Raw genomic sequence first — 18,296 nt, 5'->3', positions numbered from 1 at the left:
AAAACAGAGAGATCATGAAATTTTTAAATATAAAGTTCGCAGGGATATTGGGTGTGATTGCTATCATGTCTACATCCTGCAAAAAAACGGAATACCTGGATTCGGATAATGCCGACAGACCGCCTCTAAGTGCTAAAGTTAAACTGGTAAATGCATTGTCTATTACAGCACCTATTAACTTTCTTGACTTTACAAGACAGATAAATACGGCCTTGATTGTTCATAATACCGCTACCGATTATGTGGATACTCAATATGGAAAGGTGCAATACAATACTACGGAGGGGAGTAACACGAGCTATAAATCATCATATGTATTTGGAGGAAGCGCCACCTTTGTACAGGAAACTGATAAAGCTTCTTTTGCAGGTCCTAATGGTCCTATTGCAAACTATTATCATACTTTATTCGCGGTAGCAAAACGTAAGCCTAGTAAATTGAACCCGGGAAATAGGGATAGTCTGGTACTGGTGTATGATGATTTAACAGCGCCGGTTTCTGATAAAGCAAAAGTTCGGTTTGCAAACTTTTCTCCTGATGCACCGAATGTAGATTTGGCTTTAGTAGGTAGTGCTGCAGTTTTTTCTAACGTTGCATATGGCAATTTTGGCGACCAGACCCTTATTACCTATGATGCAAATGGGAAGGCTCCGGCAACCATACCGGGTTTGAGTTGGAAAACGCTTGGCCCCTTTAAGGAAATTGACGCAGTTGCATCTAAAAATCTTGAGGTTAGGAACAATACGACTCAGGCGGTATTACCTATTGCTGGCAATGGGCTATCTAACATAACTTTTGAGGCTGGAAAGATATATACCATTTTTATAAATGGAAGCCCTGCTGGTGCTGGACTAAGTGCAACCATAATTACGCATAGCAGGTAACATTGTTTAAGGCTGTAGTCATAAAGCTGTCGTTATTTCGACGATAGGAGAAATCTCTTGAGTTTGTATAATCCGGAGATTTCTCCTATTGTCGAGAAATGACGGAGTGAGCTAGTGCATGATGTCGTTGCTATGTTACGATTGAAATCTAAGATTAAAGTAAAATAACAGCTTAACTGCGCTTCGGGGTACTTTATAAAGTAGTATATACCTAAATTTATAAATAACTAATACTTTATATATGAACCCCCTCATTGTAGCCACAGACTTTTCGGAAGTAGCTGAAAATGCTGTAGAATATGCCGCTGCCATTGCTAAACATAATAATGCAAAGCTTATCCTTTATAATTCTTTTGTAATTCCTACCCATGCTGCAAATACCCTTTTACCTGCAGCCAGCATACAAAAATTGATAACTGATAATGAGATTCGTTTAATTGAAAGGGGACTATCTCTATCTATCGATTATGATATAGAGGTAGAACATGAATCAAACCTTTCCTTTGTTCAGGATGCGCTGAAAAGTTTAATTGATAAGCACCAGGCCGCTCTGGTTGTACTTGGAATGAATACTAAAACTTTGGAACAGGATCTTTGGGGTAACACCACAACGTCGGCAATTAAGAAACTTAATCTGCCTGTTATGGCTGTGCCTCTGGGTGCCAGGTTTGAAGGTACCAAAAATGTGCTTTTTGCTTGTGATGTTTTGCGTGGGATATCAGAAAAAGTACTTGCCAATATTAAAGAACTGGCAATAGCACTGAAAGCTGAGGTTGAAGTTTTTAATGTAAGTCAGAAAGTGGAAGAATTAAAAACGCTAAATGCTTCTTTACCCGAAGTAAATGCCATTGATGATGGACTTGACGGTATTTCTTACTATTATAAGAATGTAAATTCCAATGCAGTGATCAAGGAAATTGAAAAAGAAATTGTCGATTTTAAAGCTGATCTACTGATTATGGTGCCAAAAAAATATGGATTTTGGGCTTCTATTATTCACCGAAGTAAAACACGTATTATGGCTTCGGGATTAAAAATACCTTTGCTTTCGCTCCCAATTTCCTGAGTTGAATCAGAATTTTTTTATGCTTATCATTGCCGCTTCAAATGAAGTATATAATTCTGTTTTTAATTGTTGTAAGCCATAATCTGTGCTTTGGACAATTCACAAAGGTTAAGCGTGTTGTTGATGGCGATACTTTCGTAACCGAATCAGGTGAGCGGGTAAGGTTAATAGGTATAAATGCTCCTGAAATGAAGGATTTTTATGGTGTTGAAGCAAAGGAACACTTAGCAGAACTGATTGAAGGAAGAGATATTGAATTGACCAGAGATCATAAATCAAAAGACAGAGACAGATATTCGAGACTGTTAAGATATGTTGTACTTGGTGGGGTGGATATAAATGAACAGATGATCCGTGAAGGATATGCTTTCGCTTTACTTAAGTTTCGCTTTGACCATGCTGCTGCGTACACTGATGCTGAAACTGAAGCAAAAGATCAACTACTGGGAATATGGAAGTTTACTGAAGCTGAAAGGAACGAACCCCAAAATGTTCCAGTAAATACCCCTATAAGTAATATTACCCATATAGACCTATATGAGAACCGCTATGTGATTGGTGGGCTTGTTGTAATGTTCATTATTCTAGGCATCAATTATCGTTTAAGAGCTTAATGGTCGAAAAGTCTCCCTGCTTTTTTTATATCACACAATTTAAGGCATCACAGAAAAAATATCTCGGTGTGTTTTAAGCGTATCATGTGATTGTTCGAGAATTTCTTTTATCCATTTTTGGAAGTATACGGGCACCTGTTTGCTGTAAAATAGTATTGTGTTTAAAGCGATTTGTTTTTTATTTAAATAATTGATTTACAGTAAATTATGTAATTTTTATTTTGTTTATTTCAATAAAACTCCTTTAAATTTACGGTAACCAAATATTCTTCTTCCCGTTAAGCAGTGTGCTTATACATCAGTTGTTGAAATATAATTCAGTGAATTCAATCAACCCTATTATAAACCAAAAAAACGATGTAATGAAACAACAACCTAAACAACTTCGAGTGATGTGCATTTTGTTATCTGCAGCACTAATTATTGCTAGCTGTAAAAAAGAAGACAAACAGGTAAAATCTGAACCGGAAAGTTCCGCTCTGGAGAGGAATGAAAAATCTGTAGTTAGTGCAATAAACGCAATTTCTTCCTCAATAAATCTTAATTGGGAGAACAGGGCAAATGGCTCTACTTATACTTCATCTCAAGCCTCCTCAGATTTTGGAAATGTATCTGGATGGCAGGAATCAAGGGCATACATTACCAATGGCAAAGATGGAACAAACGGATTAAGAATAACACTTCTTCCAAATCAGCTCTCGGGCGCAGGTGGGATGGTAACGAATGTAGATATTAGCGATGGTACTGCTTATGAGCTTGATTTTGATGTAAAGTTTCATAGCCAATTTAACTTCGACAGAGGAGGTAAGATCGGATTTGGATTCTCTGTGGGTGATGGGAATACCGGGGGCGATCCAGGATGGGATGGGAATGGTGGCAGTTTAAGACTAATGTGGTATTCACCAAATGCTTCCGGTTCAAGTCAGCCAAATCCGAACAGGGTATTTTTTCAGCCTTATGTTTACCATAAAGACCAACCTACGGAGTTTGGAGATACTTATACCCAAAGATATCCTTCATCAGGAGCGCTCCAAAAAGGGGTGTGGTATCATGTGCATATGTATATAAAAAGTAACACGGGATCCAGTACAAATGGACGTGCGCAAATCCTGATAAATAATGTAGCTATACTTGATCAAAACATCAGGTGGACAACTAATGACAGCAAAAGACTAATCAACAACCTTACCTTCCATACATTTAGAGGAGGGAGCCAGGATGACTGGAAAACCACCACAACAGATTATATTTATTATGATAACTTAGTTGTAAATAAGATCAATTAATCTCATTATTATATTTGATCGATATACAAAGTTTGATGGTAAAGTCAGATAAGCAAATTTTACTTATTAGTCCTATAAAAATCTTTATTACGGCAATTGCACTGCTGGTTCTGGTAAATAAACAAGCCAGGGCCCAGCAGGCTGTTGTAATTAACGATTCTGTACAACATCACATTATTTCGTACGGAGAGATCGTCTTTTTAGAAGACACAACAAGCACTTTAACCCTGGCCGATATTCTTAAACCTGCCATTAGCGCAAAGTTTGTGATTAATGAGAAATATACTCCCAAAAACTATAACACACGTTCCGCTTACTGGTATAGGTTTAAGATAAGGCATTCGAAGACATCCAGAAGAAACTGGATACTGGAGTTTTTTGATCAATCGATTCACAGGATAAGTTTATATGCTCCTGATAGTACTGGAAAGTATGAGGGGAATTATTTTGGAACTGATTATAAATTCGGTAAGCGAGTATATCATCACAAAAACTTCACTTATGATCTTAATAATACATCTGATAAAGAAGTTACCTATTACGTCAGATTAAAGTCTTCCCAATCTGTAGGTGCCATTTTTGTAATTAGCGATATACACTGGTTTATAAAATATGCGCTTAATGAATACTTCATTTTTGGGCTTTTTTATGGGATGGTTATTGTTTTCAGTTTGTACAACCTTTTGATGTTCTTTGCCATAAGGCAACGCCAGTACCTTTATTATGTGTTATATAATTTAAGCATAGCGCTCTATGAAATGAGTAGTGATGGAATAGCCTTTCAGTACCTTTGGGCAGCTACTCCATTTTGGAACTATTATGGGTTCGGTATTGCGCTATTTTTAAGCAGCCTTTTTGGTCTGCTGTTTACACTTAATTTTTTATTTGTCCGTTCAAAGGCTCCCCGACTTTACAGACTGATTATAGTAGTCATTATTTTGCGGGTAATATTTTTTGTGCTTTGCTTATTTTTTAATGAGCTTTTCAGTTATAAGCTTGTAGAGTTGATACCCCTGCTTGTTGCTTATGGTACGGGTATTTATATTCTCAAAAACCGCTTTAGACCAGCGCGATTCTTTGTTATTGGTTATAGTTTTTTGGTGATAGGTTTTCTAATGAAAATACTATTGCTACTTGGCTGGTTACCTTATAGTCCGTTTACATATTATAGTCTGAGCTTCTGTTTTGTGATCGAAATGATTCTGGTATCTTTTGCTATAGGCGACAGTATCCGGAGCTTGCGAAGAAAGAAAGACAAAGCACAGCGACGTATCATAAAACAACTTCAGGTTAACGAGAAATTAAAAGATACGCTTAATAGCGAATTAGCCACGCTTGTAGATGAACGTACTAAAGAGGTTAGGGATAAAGCTGCAATCATTGAAAAGCAAAATGAGGAGATCTCAATAATGAATGCAATGCTCGAAAAGGACAATCAGGAGCTACACATTAATATTGAAAAAGTTACCAGGGCGAGAGTAATGTCTCATGAGGTTGATTTTGCTGAATTCAGTAAGATTTATCCAGATAGGGAAACCTGTTTTAAATACCTTTCGGAATTAAAATGGGCGAAGGGATATAGCTGCAGAAAGTGCTCAAACCAACAATATCTTTCAGGTTATCTACCGTACAGCCGTCGTTGTACAAAATGTGGGTACGATGAATCTGTGATTGCCAATACTATTTTTCAAAATGGAAGAATACCAATAAATAAAGCATTTTATATGCTCTTCCTGGTATACTCAACCAAAGGGAAAATTTCTTCCCATAAACTATCCGAAATACTTCTCATAAGGCAAAGCACCTGCTGGGCCTATAACAGCAAAATGCAAAAAGTACTTGAAGAACGAAAAAAGGAACTTAAGAATGCTGGTGAAGGTGGCTGGAGTAAGTTGGTTCTTGAGTAGATCTCCTTTTATTTTACTTTAAATCTTCTGTCTGAACTATATTTTGTGCCTTTAAATGTGCTATAGGGAACTTTTTTCATTTTTTTTCAATGTATTTGAAGCGTATTGAAGCTAAACCGGTAAAACGCTTTAAACGCATAATAACCAGCAATAATCAATATCACAAATTGTTATTAAAGCGTATCAATGTTGTATATAAGTAATTGTATATCAATTAATTATGAAATAATTTGCTTGCAAGGATGCTATAATTCAAATAGATTTACCCCACCAATTATAAACTTAAACCAAATAAAAAATGAAAAAAAGAATTACTCTTCTTATCGTTTTCTTTTTGACCTGTTGGGCGGTATCTTTTGCTCAGAACCGTACAGTTAAAGGAGTCATAAAAGACAAACAAGGGGTGCCATTACCGGGTGTATCCGTTCAGATTAAAGGATCAAAAACAGCAACATCAACTGGTTCGGATGGAACTTATGGTATCTCCGTTCCAGACAATTCTCGGCTGATCTATACTGCTATAGGCTTTACTACTCAGGAGATTGCAGTGGATGGCCGCACGCAATTAAATGTTACTCTTGTGGAGGAAACACAGGATCTTACCGAAGTGGTGGTAATAGGTTATGGTACTGCACAAAAAAAGGATGTGACCGGCGCTGTGTCAAGTGTTAAAGCCACCCAACTTGAAAATGAGAATCCAAATAGTGTAACTGATATTCTAAGAGGAAATATACCTGGCCTAAGTGTTGGATTTAGCGGTTCTGCAAAAGGCGGAGGCGATTTGCTGGTTCGTGGAAAAACCACACTTACGGCTAGCACATCGCCCTTAATTGTTCTTGATGGAGTGATCTATATCGGGCAGCTTGCAGACATAAATCCTAATGATATTGAAACAATTGACGTATTGAAGGATGCGAGTTCACTTGCTGTGTATGGAGCAAAAGCTGCCACCGGGGTTGTCGCCATTACTACAAAAAAGGGAAGAAGCGCTACGCCAACAATTACAGTAAACACGAATGTAGGATTGGCTACGCTTTCCGAAGATCAGCCTGTGTATGATGGTACGGGTTTCCTAAACTGGCGGGCGGATGTTTTAAGAAGTACTGGTACAAGTCCGGCCTATATCTACAATGATCCTAATAATCTTCCCGCTGGCGTTACTATGGAGCAATGGCTTAATGGACAGACTACAACAAACCCTACTGATTTATGGTTAACCCGTTTGGGGCTTTTAGCTAACGAAAAAGCAAACTATGCAGCCGGAAAAACTGTAGACTGGTATGATAAGTTGTTTCGTTCGGGTTTGCGACAGGATCATACGCTTAGCATGTCGGGCAGAAAAGAAGAGATTACTTATTACATGTCCCTCGGATATTTAAAGAATGAAAGCGTTATAGATGGTGGAGAATTCAGTACACTGCGCTCTCGTGTGAACCTGGAAGGTAAGGCAGCAAAATTCCTTACTGTCGGTTTAAATCTTCAATATGCAGGTCGTGATGAAGGAGCCATTCAGGCCGATTGGGGGCAGCTTACCAATCTGTCTCCATATGGAGATTTTTATAATGCTGATGGAACATTGAGAAGAATACCAACCGACGACAATGGCTTGAATGCGAGAAATCCATTTTTGGACAAAACTTACAATTCCCGTATGGATAAGCAAAATACCTTATTTGGAAGTGTATTTGCAAAGGCAGTTCTTCCATTTGGAATTTCTTATCAGTTGAACTTTAGTCCGGGATTAGATATGTATCGTACTTTCAATGCAGCATCATCAAAAAACCCCAATGTTACCACACCTGGTGGTACTGCCAGTCGTGCCCAAGAGACACGTTATAACTGGCAGGTAGATAATCTTTTGAAATGGAATAAAACCTTTAATAATATTCATACTGTTGACGTTACGCTCCTTGCAAATGCCGAAAAGTACCAAACCTGGTATACGCTATCAGGCAATGAAGGTTTTATACCAAGTGATATTTTGGGTTATCATAATCTTGGAAGTGGGGTTAAGCCTACAGTAAGTAGTGATGACAGGGTGTATTCTGGGGATGCTTTAATGGCAAGGCTAAATTACTCTTTGCTACAGCGATATAATTTCACGGTTTCGGTACGTCGTGATGGGTATTCAGCCTTTGGTGATAAAATGCGCAGGGCGACCTTCCCTGCAGGTGCAGTTGCCTGGACCTTCACAGAGGAATCTTTTATGAAGTCTTTAAAATGGCTTAACTACGGTAAACTCCGTTTATCATATGGTATCAATGGAAACCGTGAAATAAGGGGCAGTAATGGAGTAGTTGATCCTTATGTGGCCTTGTCATCTTTAGATGCAGGAAAATATCAGACGGTTGATGGAAGCGGAGCTGCCAGTGAAGTAAACACCCTATTAATTAACAGTCGTATTGGTAACCCAGACTTAAAATGGGAAAAGACAAAGTCATTTAATGCCGGTCTTGATTTTGGCGTGCTAAATAGTAGATTGACTGGATCGGTTGATTTTTATGATAAAAAAACATCAGACCTTTTGATTAGTCAAACACTGTCTAACGTATCCGGATACTCCAATGTTACTTCAAATCTTGCACGTGTAAATAACAGAGGTATTGAATTTGGATTAAACAGCACAAATATTACTGAAGGAAAAATAAAATGGAACACTGCATTCACCTTCTCTCTGAACAGGAATAAGATCATACAGCTTGCAACGCCTAATAACGACCTTGGAAATGGATGGTTCATTGGACAAGACATTGATGTGATATGGGATTATAAAATTTTGGGTGTTTGGCAGGAAAATGAAGTAGCAGAAGCGAATAAGTTCAATAAAGGAATTAAACCAGGAGATTTCAAGTTGCAGGATGTAGACGGAAATTACCAGTACAACGATTTAGACAAACAATTTCTTGGATATGGAACGCCGAGATTTAACTGGTCTATGCGCAATGATTTTAATGTTTTTAAAAACTTTGATTTTTCCTTCCAACTTATTTCGAACTGGGGGCAAAAGAGACAGGATAATCAGCCCAAAAATCAGCCCGGAAGTGTAGGCTTTGGTCGTACAAGCAGCTACGTAGTTTCTTATTGGACGCCCCAAAATCCTACAAACGAATACGCACGTTTAAGCTCGGGTTTAAGCGGAGCAAGTTTCAATGTTTATCGCAATAGTTCTTTTATTAGGCTTAATACCATAGCGCTTGCTTATAGCCTCCCTAAAAATCTCTTAAGCAAGATTAGAGTTCAAAATTTGAAACTCTATTTGAACATCGCTAATGCGGCTTTGTATGCGCCAGATTGGAATCTTTGGGATCCTCAGAGTGACGTTGGTGGTACGGTTGGTCCAACTCCAAGAATATACTCATTGGGGCTAAATGTTTCTTTATAATAAAATTGATGAATATGAAAATCATAAATAAAAAATTAGCAATTCTGGTGCTATCCGTGATCATGATTTCTGGAAATGGATGTAAAAAATCTTTTCTGGACCCGGATTACCGTTCGAAGTTTCAGCCAGAAGTTGCCCTCACCAATGTAGCCGCTATGAAGGCCGCTCTTGCCGGACTGGGAGCCAATGTTCGCCAGGAATTTTTTGGTGATATGGCACCAATAGTTACAGAAGCTATATTTTCTGATGTTGCGGTTGATGGGACAACAGACAAAAGCACCCAGGCTCAGGATATGGATACCCGTGTTACTCCAGATGCAGAATTGAATAATCCAGACTTTAACAGGATCGGATTTTATTGGACAGAAGGTTTTAGGGGGATAAGATATGCAAATACCATTATCACTAATATCGACAATGTTAAGTACAAGGATGATGCAGAACGTAACTCGATACTTGGTTCAGCTTATTTCTATCGTGCGTACCACTATTATCGCCTGGTACACCAATTTGGCGATGTACCTTTAAATCTAACCGATATTAATGGGCCCAAGCTTGACTATTATTCTACAAAGAGAGAGGTTATCCTTCAAAAAATGAAAGAAGATCTTGCGTTTGCACAAACCTGGGTGACTGATAATGTAAACCGAGGAGAAGTAACCAAAGGGGCAGTTAGCCATTTGCTTACCAAAGTAGATCTTGCATTGGGTAAATTTGATGAAGCCATTGCCGCCGCAACAGCTGTAATTTCAGGCGGTAGATATTCACTGATGACAAGCCGTTTTGGGAGCACTGCTACAGATGCAGCGAAAAACGTTGTATGGGATTTGCATCGCATGGACAACAAAGCAATTCCTGCAAATAGAGAGACGATATTTTTAGCAATAGACAGAGAAACATTGGCTGGATTTACACCTAATGGATCGCAGGTGATGCGTAATTGTGTGCCAGCATGGCATTTTGCAAACTTAAGAACTCCCTCAGGACTCAATCCGGCAATTGTAGATGGTGTTAATGCTGAGATCCCCCTTACCTTGTTATATGGTAGAGGTATTGGAAGATACCGGGGCACTCCATATAGCACTAAATATATTTGGACAGATAATACTGATTATCGCCATGCAGCCGGAATGTGGGTGAACATGACTGATCTTGTTTATAACAATCCCGCGTTAAAAGATGCAAAACAGCCTGCCTCAGAACGAGAATTATATGGAAAACCACTTGTAGACTTTAATAGCGGAAATCTTAACAATATGTTTCTTAACAAAGGATTGGATACCATACGTCACTTTTTTGGCTGGCCACATTATAAAGTCTTTATTAACTCAACAAATGTACGTGCAGTTGACAAATACTGGTCGCCACCACGCGGAACGAATACTGACTGGTACATATTCCGATTGGCCGAAACTTATCTATTGCGAGCTGAGGCCTACTACTGGCAGGGTAATTTAGCTTTGGCCATGGAAGACATTAATAAAGTGAGGGCACGCGCAAATGCAAAATTGCTTACCGATGCGTCAGCCGTTACAATCGGGACCATTCTTGATGAAAGAGCAAGAGAGCTTTTTTATGAGGAGCCTAGAAAAACTGAACTTACCCGCATGGCATATATTTTTGCAATGACTGGTAAGGCAGCTTATAATGGTAAATCATACAGCCTTAATACTTTTTCTGATAATAATTTCTTCTATGATCGTATTATGGAAAAGAATGATTTTTATAAAAATCGCGTTCCTACAGTTTCCGGAGTTAATTTTAAGATATCACCATATCATGTATTGTGGCCGGTGCCTGGAAGTGCTCAGAGATTTAATACTCAAGGCCATATTAACCAAAATAAAGGATATAGTGGCTACGAAACTAACGTGCCTCCATTAGACAAGATTCAATAGTAAAATAGGTTGAAAAAGTTGCGCAGCCCGGATGTTTATTTATATCCGGGCTTTTTTAAAGGAACAAGTAGATTAATTTTCAGAAAAGCGATTTTGACATATTCTTTTTGCCTGAAAATTCATATTTTTAGTAACATTTATTGCGTGAAAGCATCATACACAAGATAAATTCATAACCAAAACAAACTATTATTTCATATGAAAAGAACCATTACACTGCTCACGCTGGTATTATTCCTGGCAGGGGGCGCTTTTGCCCAAAAAAAGAAGAAAAAAGAACTGGCCGCTGACTCGTTAAAAAAAGCGATGGCTAAGCCTGCTAAACCAACGATAAATGACAAGATAAAATCAAGTAAAAAGATTGAGGGTCTTTTTTCGATGTATAGAGATACGGTAACGGGTAGCCTTCAGATGTATATAAAGAAAGATCAGTTAGGCAAGAATTACATTTATCAAAGTTTCTCGATGGGTGGGCCAACAACTTTATTCCTTAATCAAAACATGATCAGAACGACCTGGTTATTCTATATCCAGAAGTCTGATGATAAAATTGAGCTCCTTCAAAAGAATACTAACTTTTATTATGATAAAGCAAACCCGGTAAGTAAATCAGCAGATGTTGATGTATCAGATGCAGTTTTCTATAGTGATAAGGTAGCCGCTCAAGATTCATTAGGATACCTGATTGCTGTAGACGGTCTCTTTCTTGGAGATAAACTGGATCCAGTTAAACCGGTTTTCCCCCCAACTTTGCCTCCGGGAGCTGTATTTAATCTTGGAAACCTAAATGCCTCTAAGTCAAAGTACAGAAAGATACGCTCATTCCCGGGAAATACAGACGTAGTTGTGGAACTTGCTTATGATAACCCTGTGCCTTTGAACGGTGGAGGAAAAGACATTACTGATGCCCGCTATGTAAGGGTTAAAATGCAGCATTCTTTTCTTGAAGTTCCTAAGAATGATTTCCGCGCCCGTCGTGATGACCCAAGGGTAGGTTATTTTGGATCGGAAGTAGATAACCTGACTTCTTTATCACCAACACCATATAAAGATTTTATTAGCCGTTGGAACCTTAAAAAGAAAGATCCATCAGCCGCATTAAGCGAGCCGGTAGACCCAATTGTATTTTGGATTGAGAATACTACCCCGTTAGAATATCGTCCAATCATAAAAGAAGCAGGCGAGAAATGGAATGAGGCATTTGAGAAAGCAGGTTTCAAGAATGCTGTTGTAATGAAAGAAATGCCTGATACGGCTAGCTGGGATCCGGCTGATATTGCTTACAATGTAATCCGTTGGGTATCTTCAGCATATCCTTCTTATGGTGCAATAGGGCCAAGTTTTTATAACCCATTAACTGGTCAGATTTTAGGTGCTGATATTACGGTTGAATGGCGCTCTGGAGCAGGGACAATTATTACGGACGACCTTTACAACGGGGGCAACTCTGCTTTAAAGCTGCCTTGGGAAAATCCTATTGAGGCTACGTCTTCAAGATCAGGTCAAATGCATAGTTTCGATAAAAACCATATGGCTTCTTGTACATTGGCCCAGGAGTTAAGCATGCAGTATCAAACTGGTTTAACTGCAATTGAAGCCCTGGATGCTGATGTTCCGGAAGCAAAAAGAGCTGAAACTGTTCGTGAAATGCACAAGCAGTTCTTATACTATCTTATCATGCACGAGATGGGGCATACACTTGGACTTAATCATAATATGAAAGCCAGTCAAATGCTAACCCCTGCTCAAATGAATGATGTAGCGCTTACTCGTAAAATTGGATTGCAAGGGTCTGTAATGGATTATCCTGCAATAAATGTAAGCAGCGATCGCAGTAAACAAGGTGATTATTATACCACTAAAGCAGGGCCATATGATTTATGGGCAATAGAGTATGGCTATACTCCATTTAGTGAGTCGGAAGAAGAGGTTGGATTAAATAAGATTTTGAGCCGCAGTACAGATCCACAGCTTGCCTTTGGTAATGATGCGGATGACATGAGAAGCCCGGGCGGTGGTATCGATCCAAGAGTGAATGTTAATGATCAGACTAACGACATGGTTGCTTATGGGGAGGATAGGTTTAAATTGATTAACACAATGATGCCAAAGCTGAAGTCTCGTTTTAGCAGAACAGGTCAAAGTTATCAGGAGTTGCGTCTACGCTATCAACAGCTTAATGGACAGCGTGCAGGTATTGCTGCGGCGATAAGCCGTTTTGTTGGCGGTGTATATGTAGACAGAAGCTTTGTGGGACAAAAAACAACTGTTGCCCCATTTACCCCTGTTCCTGTTGCCTATCAAAAAAAGGCAATGGCGCTATTGGGCAAATATGTGTTCGCTCCTAATGCTTTTGATGCTGATAGCCCACTATTTCCTTATCTTCAAATTCAGAGACGTGGATTTGGATTTTTTGGAAGCAATGAGGACTTTAAACCTCAGAACACATTCATGTCTATACAGTTGAGTACGCTTGCCCAAATTCTACACCCAAATACGCTGACCAGAATAAACAACAGTGGACTTTATGGTAACACGTATTCTGTGGCAAGTGTAATGAATGATTTGGCGAATGATATTTTTGCGGCAGATCTTAAATCGAATGTGAACCTGTTCCGTCAAAACTTACAGACCGAGTTTATTAAGGCTTCGACAAGTATCATTTCTGCACCTGGTGGATATGATAACGCAAGTAAAGCTGCAGCACTATCTACACTAAAAAAGATAAAAACTCAGCTAGGTGGTGCGGTTTCAACAAATGAGCAGACAAAAGCTCACCGTACAAACCTGACTTTTTTAATTGATAAAGCTTTGGCAGTGAAATAAAATTGTAATTGCTATAGATAAAGAAGCCTGTGCCGATGGTGCAGGCTTCTTTATTAAATTTGGTCATTGATCTTCAGTACAGCATTGTCCAGTTCTCCTGCCGAGATCTCCAGGAAATTAACTAAACCTGTAAGGGTCTCCTGGTCGCCAATTGAATCCTTTAATAAGGGGATAAGTCCTATTAGGTTAGACAGAGGTCGTCTTATTTCGTGCGAGTTGTGCCAGGCAATTTCCCTTAATTTCTCATTCTGACCTACAAGTTGTTCTTCATGTTTTACCCTTACATCTATGTCTTGCATTGCCCCAAGCATTCTAAGCGGGTTGCCCGAATCATCAAAGATTAGATAGCCGCGATCAAAAACATGTTTGTAACGGCCATCCTGACAAAGGTATCTGTATTCGGCTTTCCATTTGGTTCCTCTTGTTTTTACGATTTTCTCAAACTCATAAATAATGCGGGCCTGATCATCAGGGTGTACCCTCGTCATAGACCAGAAAGAGCTGTGAATTTCCTTACTATCATCATATCCAAAAACCTCCTTGTACCCACTCATCCAGGTTAATTTATCATTGGCTATGTCATAATCCCATATCACATCATTGGTGGCTCTGGTAACAGTATTGTATAGAATTACCTGCTCATTAAGTTGCTTTTCGTGTGCTATAAGCTCATTTTTATATTTCCTTTCTGTGTTTAGCAGGCTGCTGTAATGATGCTTTAATCCTATTACTGCCGCTATAGCAGTGCCAATTAAGAATATAAAGTTCTTAAGGTAGTATAAGTTCCTTAAATCAGTTGCCGGATATTGCCGATCGAGCCAACCGATAAATTGTGATCCCGTAAATAGCCATATTCCACCCAAAACTAGATAAATGGAGATGATTGTGATTAGCGTCTTGTTTTTCAAAATAATTAGAGCTGATTTATTGTAAATTTACATTTTTAGCATTATGAATCAATTCGCATTAATAACAGGAGCAAGTAAAGGAATAGGAAGGTCAATAGCCATTTCGTTAGCGAAAAGAAAGTTTAACCTTTTGCTTGTGGCAAGATCAGCTCCTGAACTTAATGCACTTAAACTGGAACTTTCCAGCCAGTATAATGTTAATGTGGAAGTTTTTGCATTAGATCTGTCTGTACATGGAGCTGCAAAGCGTGTGGTGGAATGGTGTACTGACAATGCTTTTCCGGTTTCAGCCCTTGTTAATAACGCTGGTTTTGGTGTTTGGGGCAAATTTGAAAGCCTTTCCATAGATGAGCAGCTAAATATGTTACAACTTAATGTAACGGCACTCACCGAACTTACTTATCATATGCTTCCAATTTTAAGACGAAACCAGCAAGGTTATGTGCTTAATGTTTCTAGTACAGCAGCATATCAGGCAGTGCCTACATTGGCGATGTATGCGGCGTCAAAATCATATGTTTTATCCTTTAGCAGGGCCATTAGGTACGAACTTAAAGATTCATCTATATCAGTAACCTGTATTAGTCCAGGACCTGTTGGAACTGGTTTTGCCGAGCGGGCAGGGCTTTCAGTTATTAATGATATCGCCGAAAAATTTAATATGGATGCAGATGTTGTTGCCGAGATTGCGGTTAAAGCGATGTTAAATCGGAAAGCAGAAGTAATACCTGGTTTCACTAATATTATATCGGCATATGCGAATAGAGTTTTACCAAAATCACTTATTGAGAAGATAACCGCCGGTATCTATAAAATCAAATAATCCCGAAGCAGAAAATATTTTTTTAAAATAAATGCTTGGTATTCAATATATTTTATATGTTTGTAAAATAAACTACTAAACACATAGACTATGTCTATTAAAACAGATAACAACTTTTCATTAAATCACTCCATGGCAATGCTTCAGATGATGAAGCCCATGCAGTGTTGTTGCTGTTAATTTCTTAGGGTCACCTGCACCCTCCTCTGATTTCAAATAATACCCTTCTTTTAATTTTTTATAAAATATACCTATGGCAACTTCATATCCAAAGTTTTCATTAGCTGAAACTTTAACTGCTGAACAAAAAGACTTTTTTAATACAAATGGCTTTATTCATTTCCAAAACTTTATAACACCTCAAACTGTAAAATCAATTGTAGATGCTTCTCTGGAAGTGCAAGAAAAATGGCTAGAAAAGGATGTTAGTAAGGTTAATGGCGTTCCAATTAAATATGGACGCGATCTTGATGGCTCTTCTATAGTACAACGATTTGCATTTATTAACCAGCATCATTCGGCCTTTAGTGGTCTTTTACTTGATCCAAGACTAAATGGATTACTGGAGCTTGCTGGTGCGGGTGCGAGATTGGGCGAAAGCGAAAAAGACGGAATGGTTTTTAATCATTATGTAAATGGCCCGGATAGTAAATTCACCAAAATGGGGTGGCACACTGATGGACTAAGGGATGTTTTTTATGGTCAAAAGTTAAATCCGATGCTTAATGTGGGAATACATCTAAATAACCTGGAACCTGAAAATGGTGGTTTAAGAATAATTCCAGGTACACACAAGCAAGGGCTTTATCAGATGCTTTTCAGAAAAAAATACTTTCTTGACCATGATGAAGATGCTGAAGAAATTGCAGTAGTGCCAGAGGTTGGTGATCTTACCATCCACGATGGAAGGTTATGGCATCGTGTTGCACAATCTACAGTAATTGGTGAACAAAGTCGTAGAAGGGTAATTTACATTCCAATTATTGCAGGTAAATATGCTCCTAAAAATGAAAATAGTCCAACCGTGTTTTACCAGCGTTTTGCAGGTATTGTTAAATAGATAGCTATGTTATTTTTAATCATCATAAATTATTTGGTAAGGTCGGGCCGACTGGATAAGCCTATTTTGTTTGTAAAAACGGTATATAAAAGAAGTATCGTGAGATAGATTGCAGTCGTATTTTATTCTTATGTTTACTATAAAGTAAATGTTAATTTGATCTCAAATGAAAAGAATATTATTGCTGTTTACCATTATTGTTACTCTTGGATCTTTTACCCGAAAGGAAATTACATGGACTGCTATTGGCGACTCTATTACCTATTTAAATGAACACCAGGACGAAACGGGTAACCGGGTTACCAGCGGTTACATGACCAGAGTGGTAAGCAAATTATCTAATATTCATTACATTAATCAGGGCCATAATGGTTGGACAGCTGTTGGTATTGCCAAAGAAATTGAAAATCTGGGCCTCCAAAAATCAGATGTATATTCAGTTTTTCTAGGTACAAATGATTGGTGGTCAGGTCAACCATTGGGAACTTTAAACGACTATATCAATGATACTGGTCTCAAAACAGTTTACGGAGCATATCGCATCATTATTAATAAGCTTAAAACCCTTAATCCTGAGGCTAAAATTATTTTGATCACTCCCATGCAGCGTGTAGATTTTGTATACATTGCCAATAGCCATAATAACGCATGGGGCTCTTATAAAGAGAAAAAAGGGCAGAAGCTATCGCAATTTGCAGATGCTGTTAATGAAATAGGTCGTTATGAACATTATAAAGTAGTGGACCTGCACAATAAAAGTGGTATGGAGCTGAAAACGCTGGTAAAGTATAAAAGATTAAAGGATCCTGAAACAGGAGCGTATAAAAATTATAGTTATCCTGATTTTAAAGATATTCCTTTTAATCCTGATACTGATGAATACCCTTATCCGATTGAAGCAAGTGACAATACTTTCGATGGTTTGCATCCCTCAGATAAAGGTTATCAGGTCATAGCGGATATGCTAGTTAAAATCATAAAGAAATATTAAAGGCTCAGATTTTTTTATTTAGAAGCCATAGATTCGTCCGTTAGCCTATCTGTTTTCTGGCATACAAAATTTTCAAAGCTAATGTTCTCCATATTATTGGCAATATAAGTATGTGAATCTGCAGTACCGCTTAATTTTAAAGTCGATTCTCCTTTAAGAATGGTATACATGCTGTTTGCATTGGTGCTTACATTTGCGGTAGCATTATCATTTAAAAAGATTTGCAAGTAAGTGAGATTGAGTATGCCTTTGGTAACTACTGATGCATTACCCGATGCCTGAATTCTGTTTAAATCTTTTACTGTAACTGTAATGGTGACAGGATATTTATCAGTAGAATTGATTAGCAGATGATAACCTTTTCTAGCGATTGTGGTTTTTGAAGAATTATAGTATTCGTCAATTCTGACTTCTTCCTCCTGGCCTTTCACTAAAATAACTTTTACGTTTCCACTAATAATAACCTTGTTAAACGTAATAGTGCCTGTTTTAAATGAAAGTAGTTGGGGCCTGGGGTTTGCAGCAAAAGTTGAGATAGCGGAAGATGTTAAAACGATTGCTGTAAATGCAGAAGCAAATAAGGTTTTTGTAAGGGTTTTCATGACGTTGTGTATTTAAGATTCTTTGATTATTTTATCAATAGGATGCTTC

13 protein-coding genes are annotated in these 18,296 nt (G+C 38.2%); 11 read left to right on the top strand and 2 right to left on the bottom strand.

Annotation, left to right across the window (positions count from 1 at the left end):
- Positions 1 to 14: 14 nt before the first annotated feature.
- From AC6CH7_RS18325 to AC6CH7_RS18290, 8 genes are all read left to right on the top strand, one after another.
- The gene (locus AC6CH7_RS18325; RefSeq protein WP_498264121.1) at positions 15 to 884 is read left to right on the top strand and encodes a hypothetical protein; all 870 of its coding nucleotides are present in this window, start codon (positions 15 to 17) and stop codon (positions 882 to 884) included.
- A 241-nt stretch (positions 885 to 1,125) separates the two neighbouring features.
- Positions 1,126 to 1,950, top strand: coding sequence for a universal stress protein (locus tag AC6CH7_RS18320; RefSeq protein ID WP_498264120.1), 825 nt, complete (start codon positions 1,126 to 1,128; stop codon positions 1,948 to 1,950).
- A gap of 41 nt (positions 1,951 to 1,991) precedes the next feature.
- Positions 1,992 to 2,564 (top strand): thermonuclease family protein, encoded by a 573-nt coding sequence (locus AC6CH7_RS18315; RefSeq protein ID WP_498264119.1) that lies wholly within the window; start codon positions 1,992 to 1,994, stop codon positions 2,562 to 2,564.
- A gap of 362 nt (positions 2,565 to 2,926) precedes the next feature.
- Positions 2,927 to 3,850, top strand: coding sequence for a polysaccharide lyase (locus AC6CH7_RS18310; RefSeq protein WP_498264118.1), 924 nt, complete (start codon positions 2,927 to 2,929; stop codon positions 3,848 to 3,850).
- 35 nt (positions 3,851 to 3,885) lie between these two features.
- Positions 3,886 to 5,757, top strand: coding sequence for a 7TM diverse intracellular signaling domain-containing protein (locus AC6CH7_RS18305; RefSeq protein WP_498264117.1), 1,872 nt, complete (start codon positions 3,886 to 3,888; stop codon positions 5,755 to 5,757).
- 298 nt (positions 5,758 to 6,055) lie between these two features.
- Entirely contained in the window at positions 6,056 to 9,139 is a 3,084-nt protein-coding gene (locus AC6CH7_RS18300; RefSeq protein ID WP_498264116.1) for a SusC/RagA family TonB-linked outer membrane protein, read from the top strand.
- Positions 9,140 to 9,153: 14 nt separating this feature from the next.
- A complete protein-coding gene (locus tag AC6CH7_RS18295) occupies positions 9,154 to 11,037 on the top strand; it encodes a RagB/SusD family nutrient uptake outer membrane protein (protein ID WP_498264115.1) in 1,884 nt (627 codons plus the stop codon).
- A 198-nt stretch (positions 11,038 to 11,235) separates the two neighbouring features.
- Positions 11,236 to 13,863, top strand: a complete 2,628-nt coding sequence (locus AC6CH7_RS18290) for a zinc-dependent metalloprotease (RefSeq protein WP_498264114.1) — start codon at positions 11,236 to 11,238, stop codon at positions 13,861 to 13,863.
- Positions 13,864 to 13,916: 53 nt separating this feature from the next.
- On the opposite strand, the gene AC6CH7_RS18285 is transcribed toward AC6CH7_RS18290, so the two are convergent.
- Positions 13,917 to 14,771: a PAS domain-containing protein gene (locus tag AC6CH7_RS18285; RefSeq protein ID WP_498264113.1), complete on the bottom strand. Its 855-nt coding sequence runs from the start codon at positions 14,769 to 14,771 to the stop codon at positions 13,917 to 13,919.
- A 43-nt stretch (positions 14,772 to 14,814) separates the two neighbouring features.
- Between AC6CH7_RS18285 and AC6CH7_RS18280 the strand changes: the two genes are divergently transcribed.
- The 3 genes from AC6CH7_RS18280 to AC6CH7_RS18270 all read left to right on the top strand — a co-directional run bounded on the left by AC6CH7_RS18280 (position 14,815) and on the right by AC6CH7_RS18270 (position 17,645).
- On the top strand, positions 14,815 to 15,594 hold the full coding sequence (locus tag AC6CH7_RS18280) for an SDR family NAD(P)-dependent oxidoreductase (protein ID WP_498264112.1): 780 nt from the start codon (positions 14,815 to 14,817) through the stop codon (positions 15,592 to 15,594).
- Positions 15,595 to 15,847: 253 nt separating this feature from the next.
- On the top strand, positions 15,848 to 16,654 hold the full coding sequence (locus AC6CH7_RS18275) for a phytanoyl-CoA dioxygenase family protein (RefSeq protein ID WP_498264111.1): 807 nt from the start codon (positions 15,848 to 15,850) through the stop codon (positions 16,652 to 16,654).
- 166 nt (positions 16,655 to 16,820) lie between these two features.
- Positions 16,821 to 17,645 (top strand): SGNH/GDSL hydrolase family protein, encoded by an 825-nt coding sequence (locus tag AC6CH7_RS18270; RefSeq protein WP_498264110.1) that lies wholly within the window; start codon positions 16,821 to 16,823, stop codon positions 17,643 to 17,645.
- Between the two features lie 14 nt (positions 17,646 to 17,659).
- On the opposite strand, the gene AC6CH7_RS18265 is transcribed toward AC6CH7_RS18270, so the two are convergent.
- Entirely contained in the window at positions 17,660 to 18,247 is a 588-nt protein-coding gene (locus AC6CH7_RS18265) for a GIN domain-containing protein (protein WP_498264109.1), read from the bottom strand.
- Between the last annotated feature and the right edge of the window lie 49 nt (positions 18,248 to 18,296).

The sequence above is a fragment of the Pedobacter sp. GQ55 genome, assembly GCF_059758925.1.
Note: the sequence above shows the minus strand (reverse complement) of the source record. Positions and strands in the feature narration are given on the sequence as shown.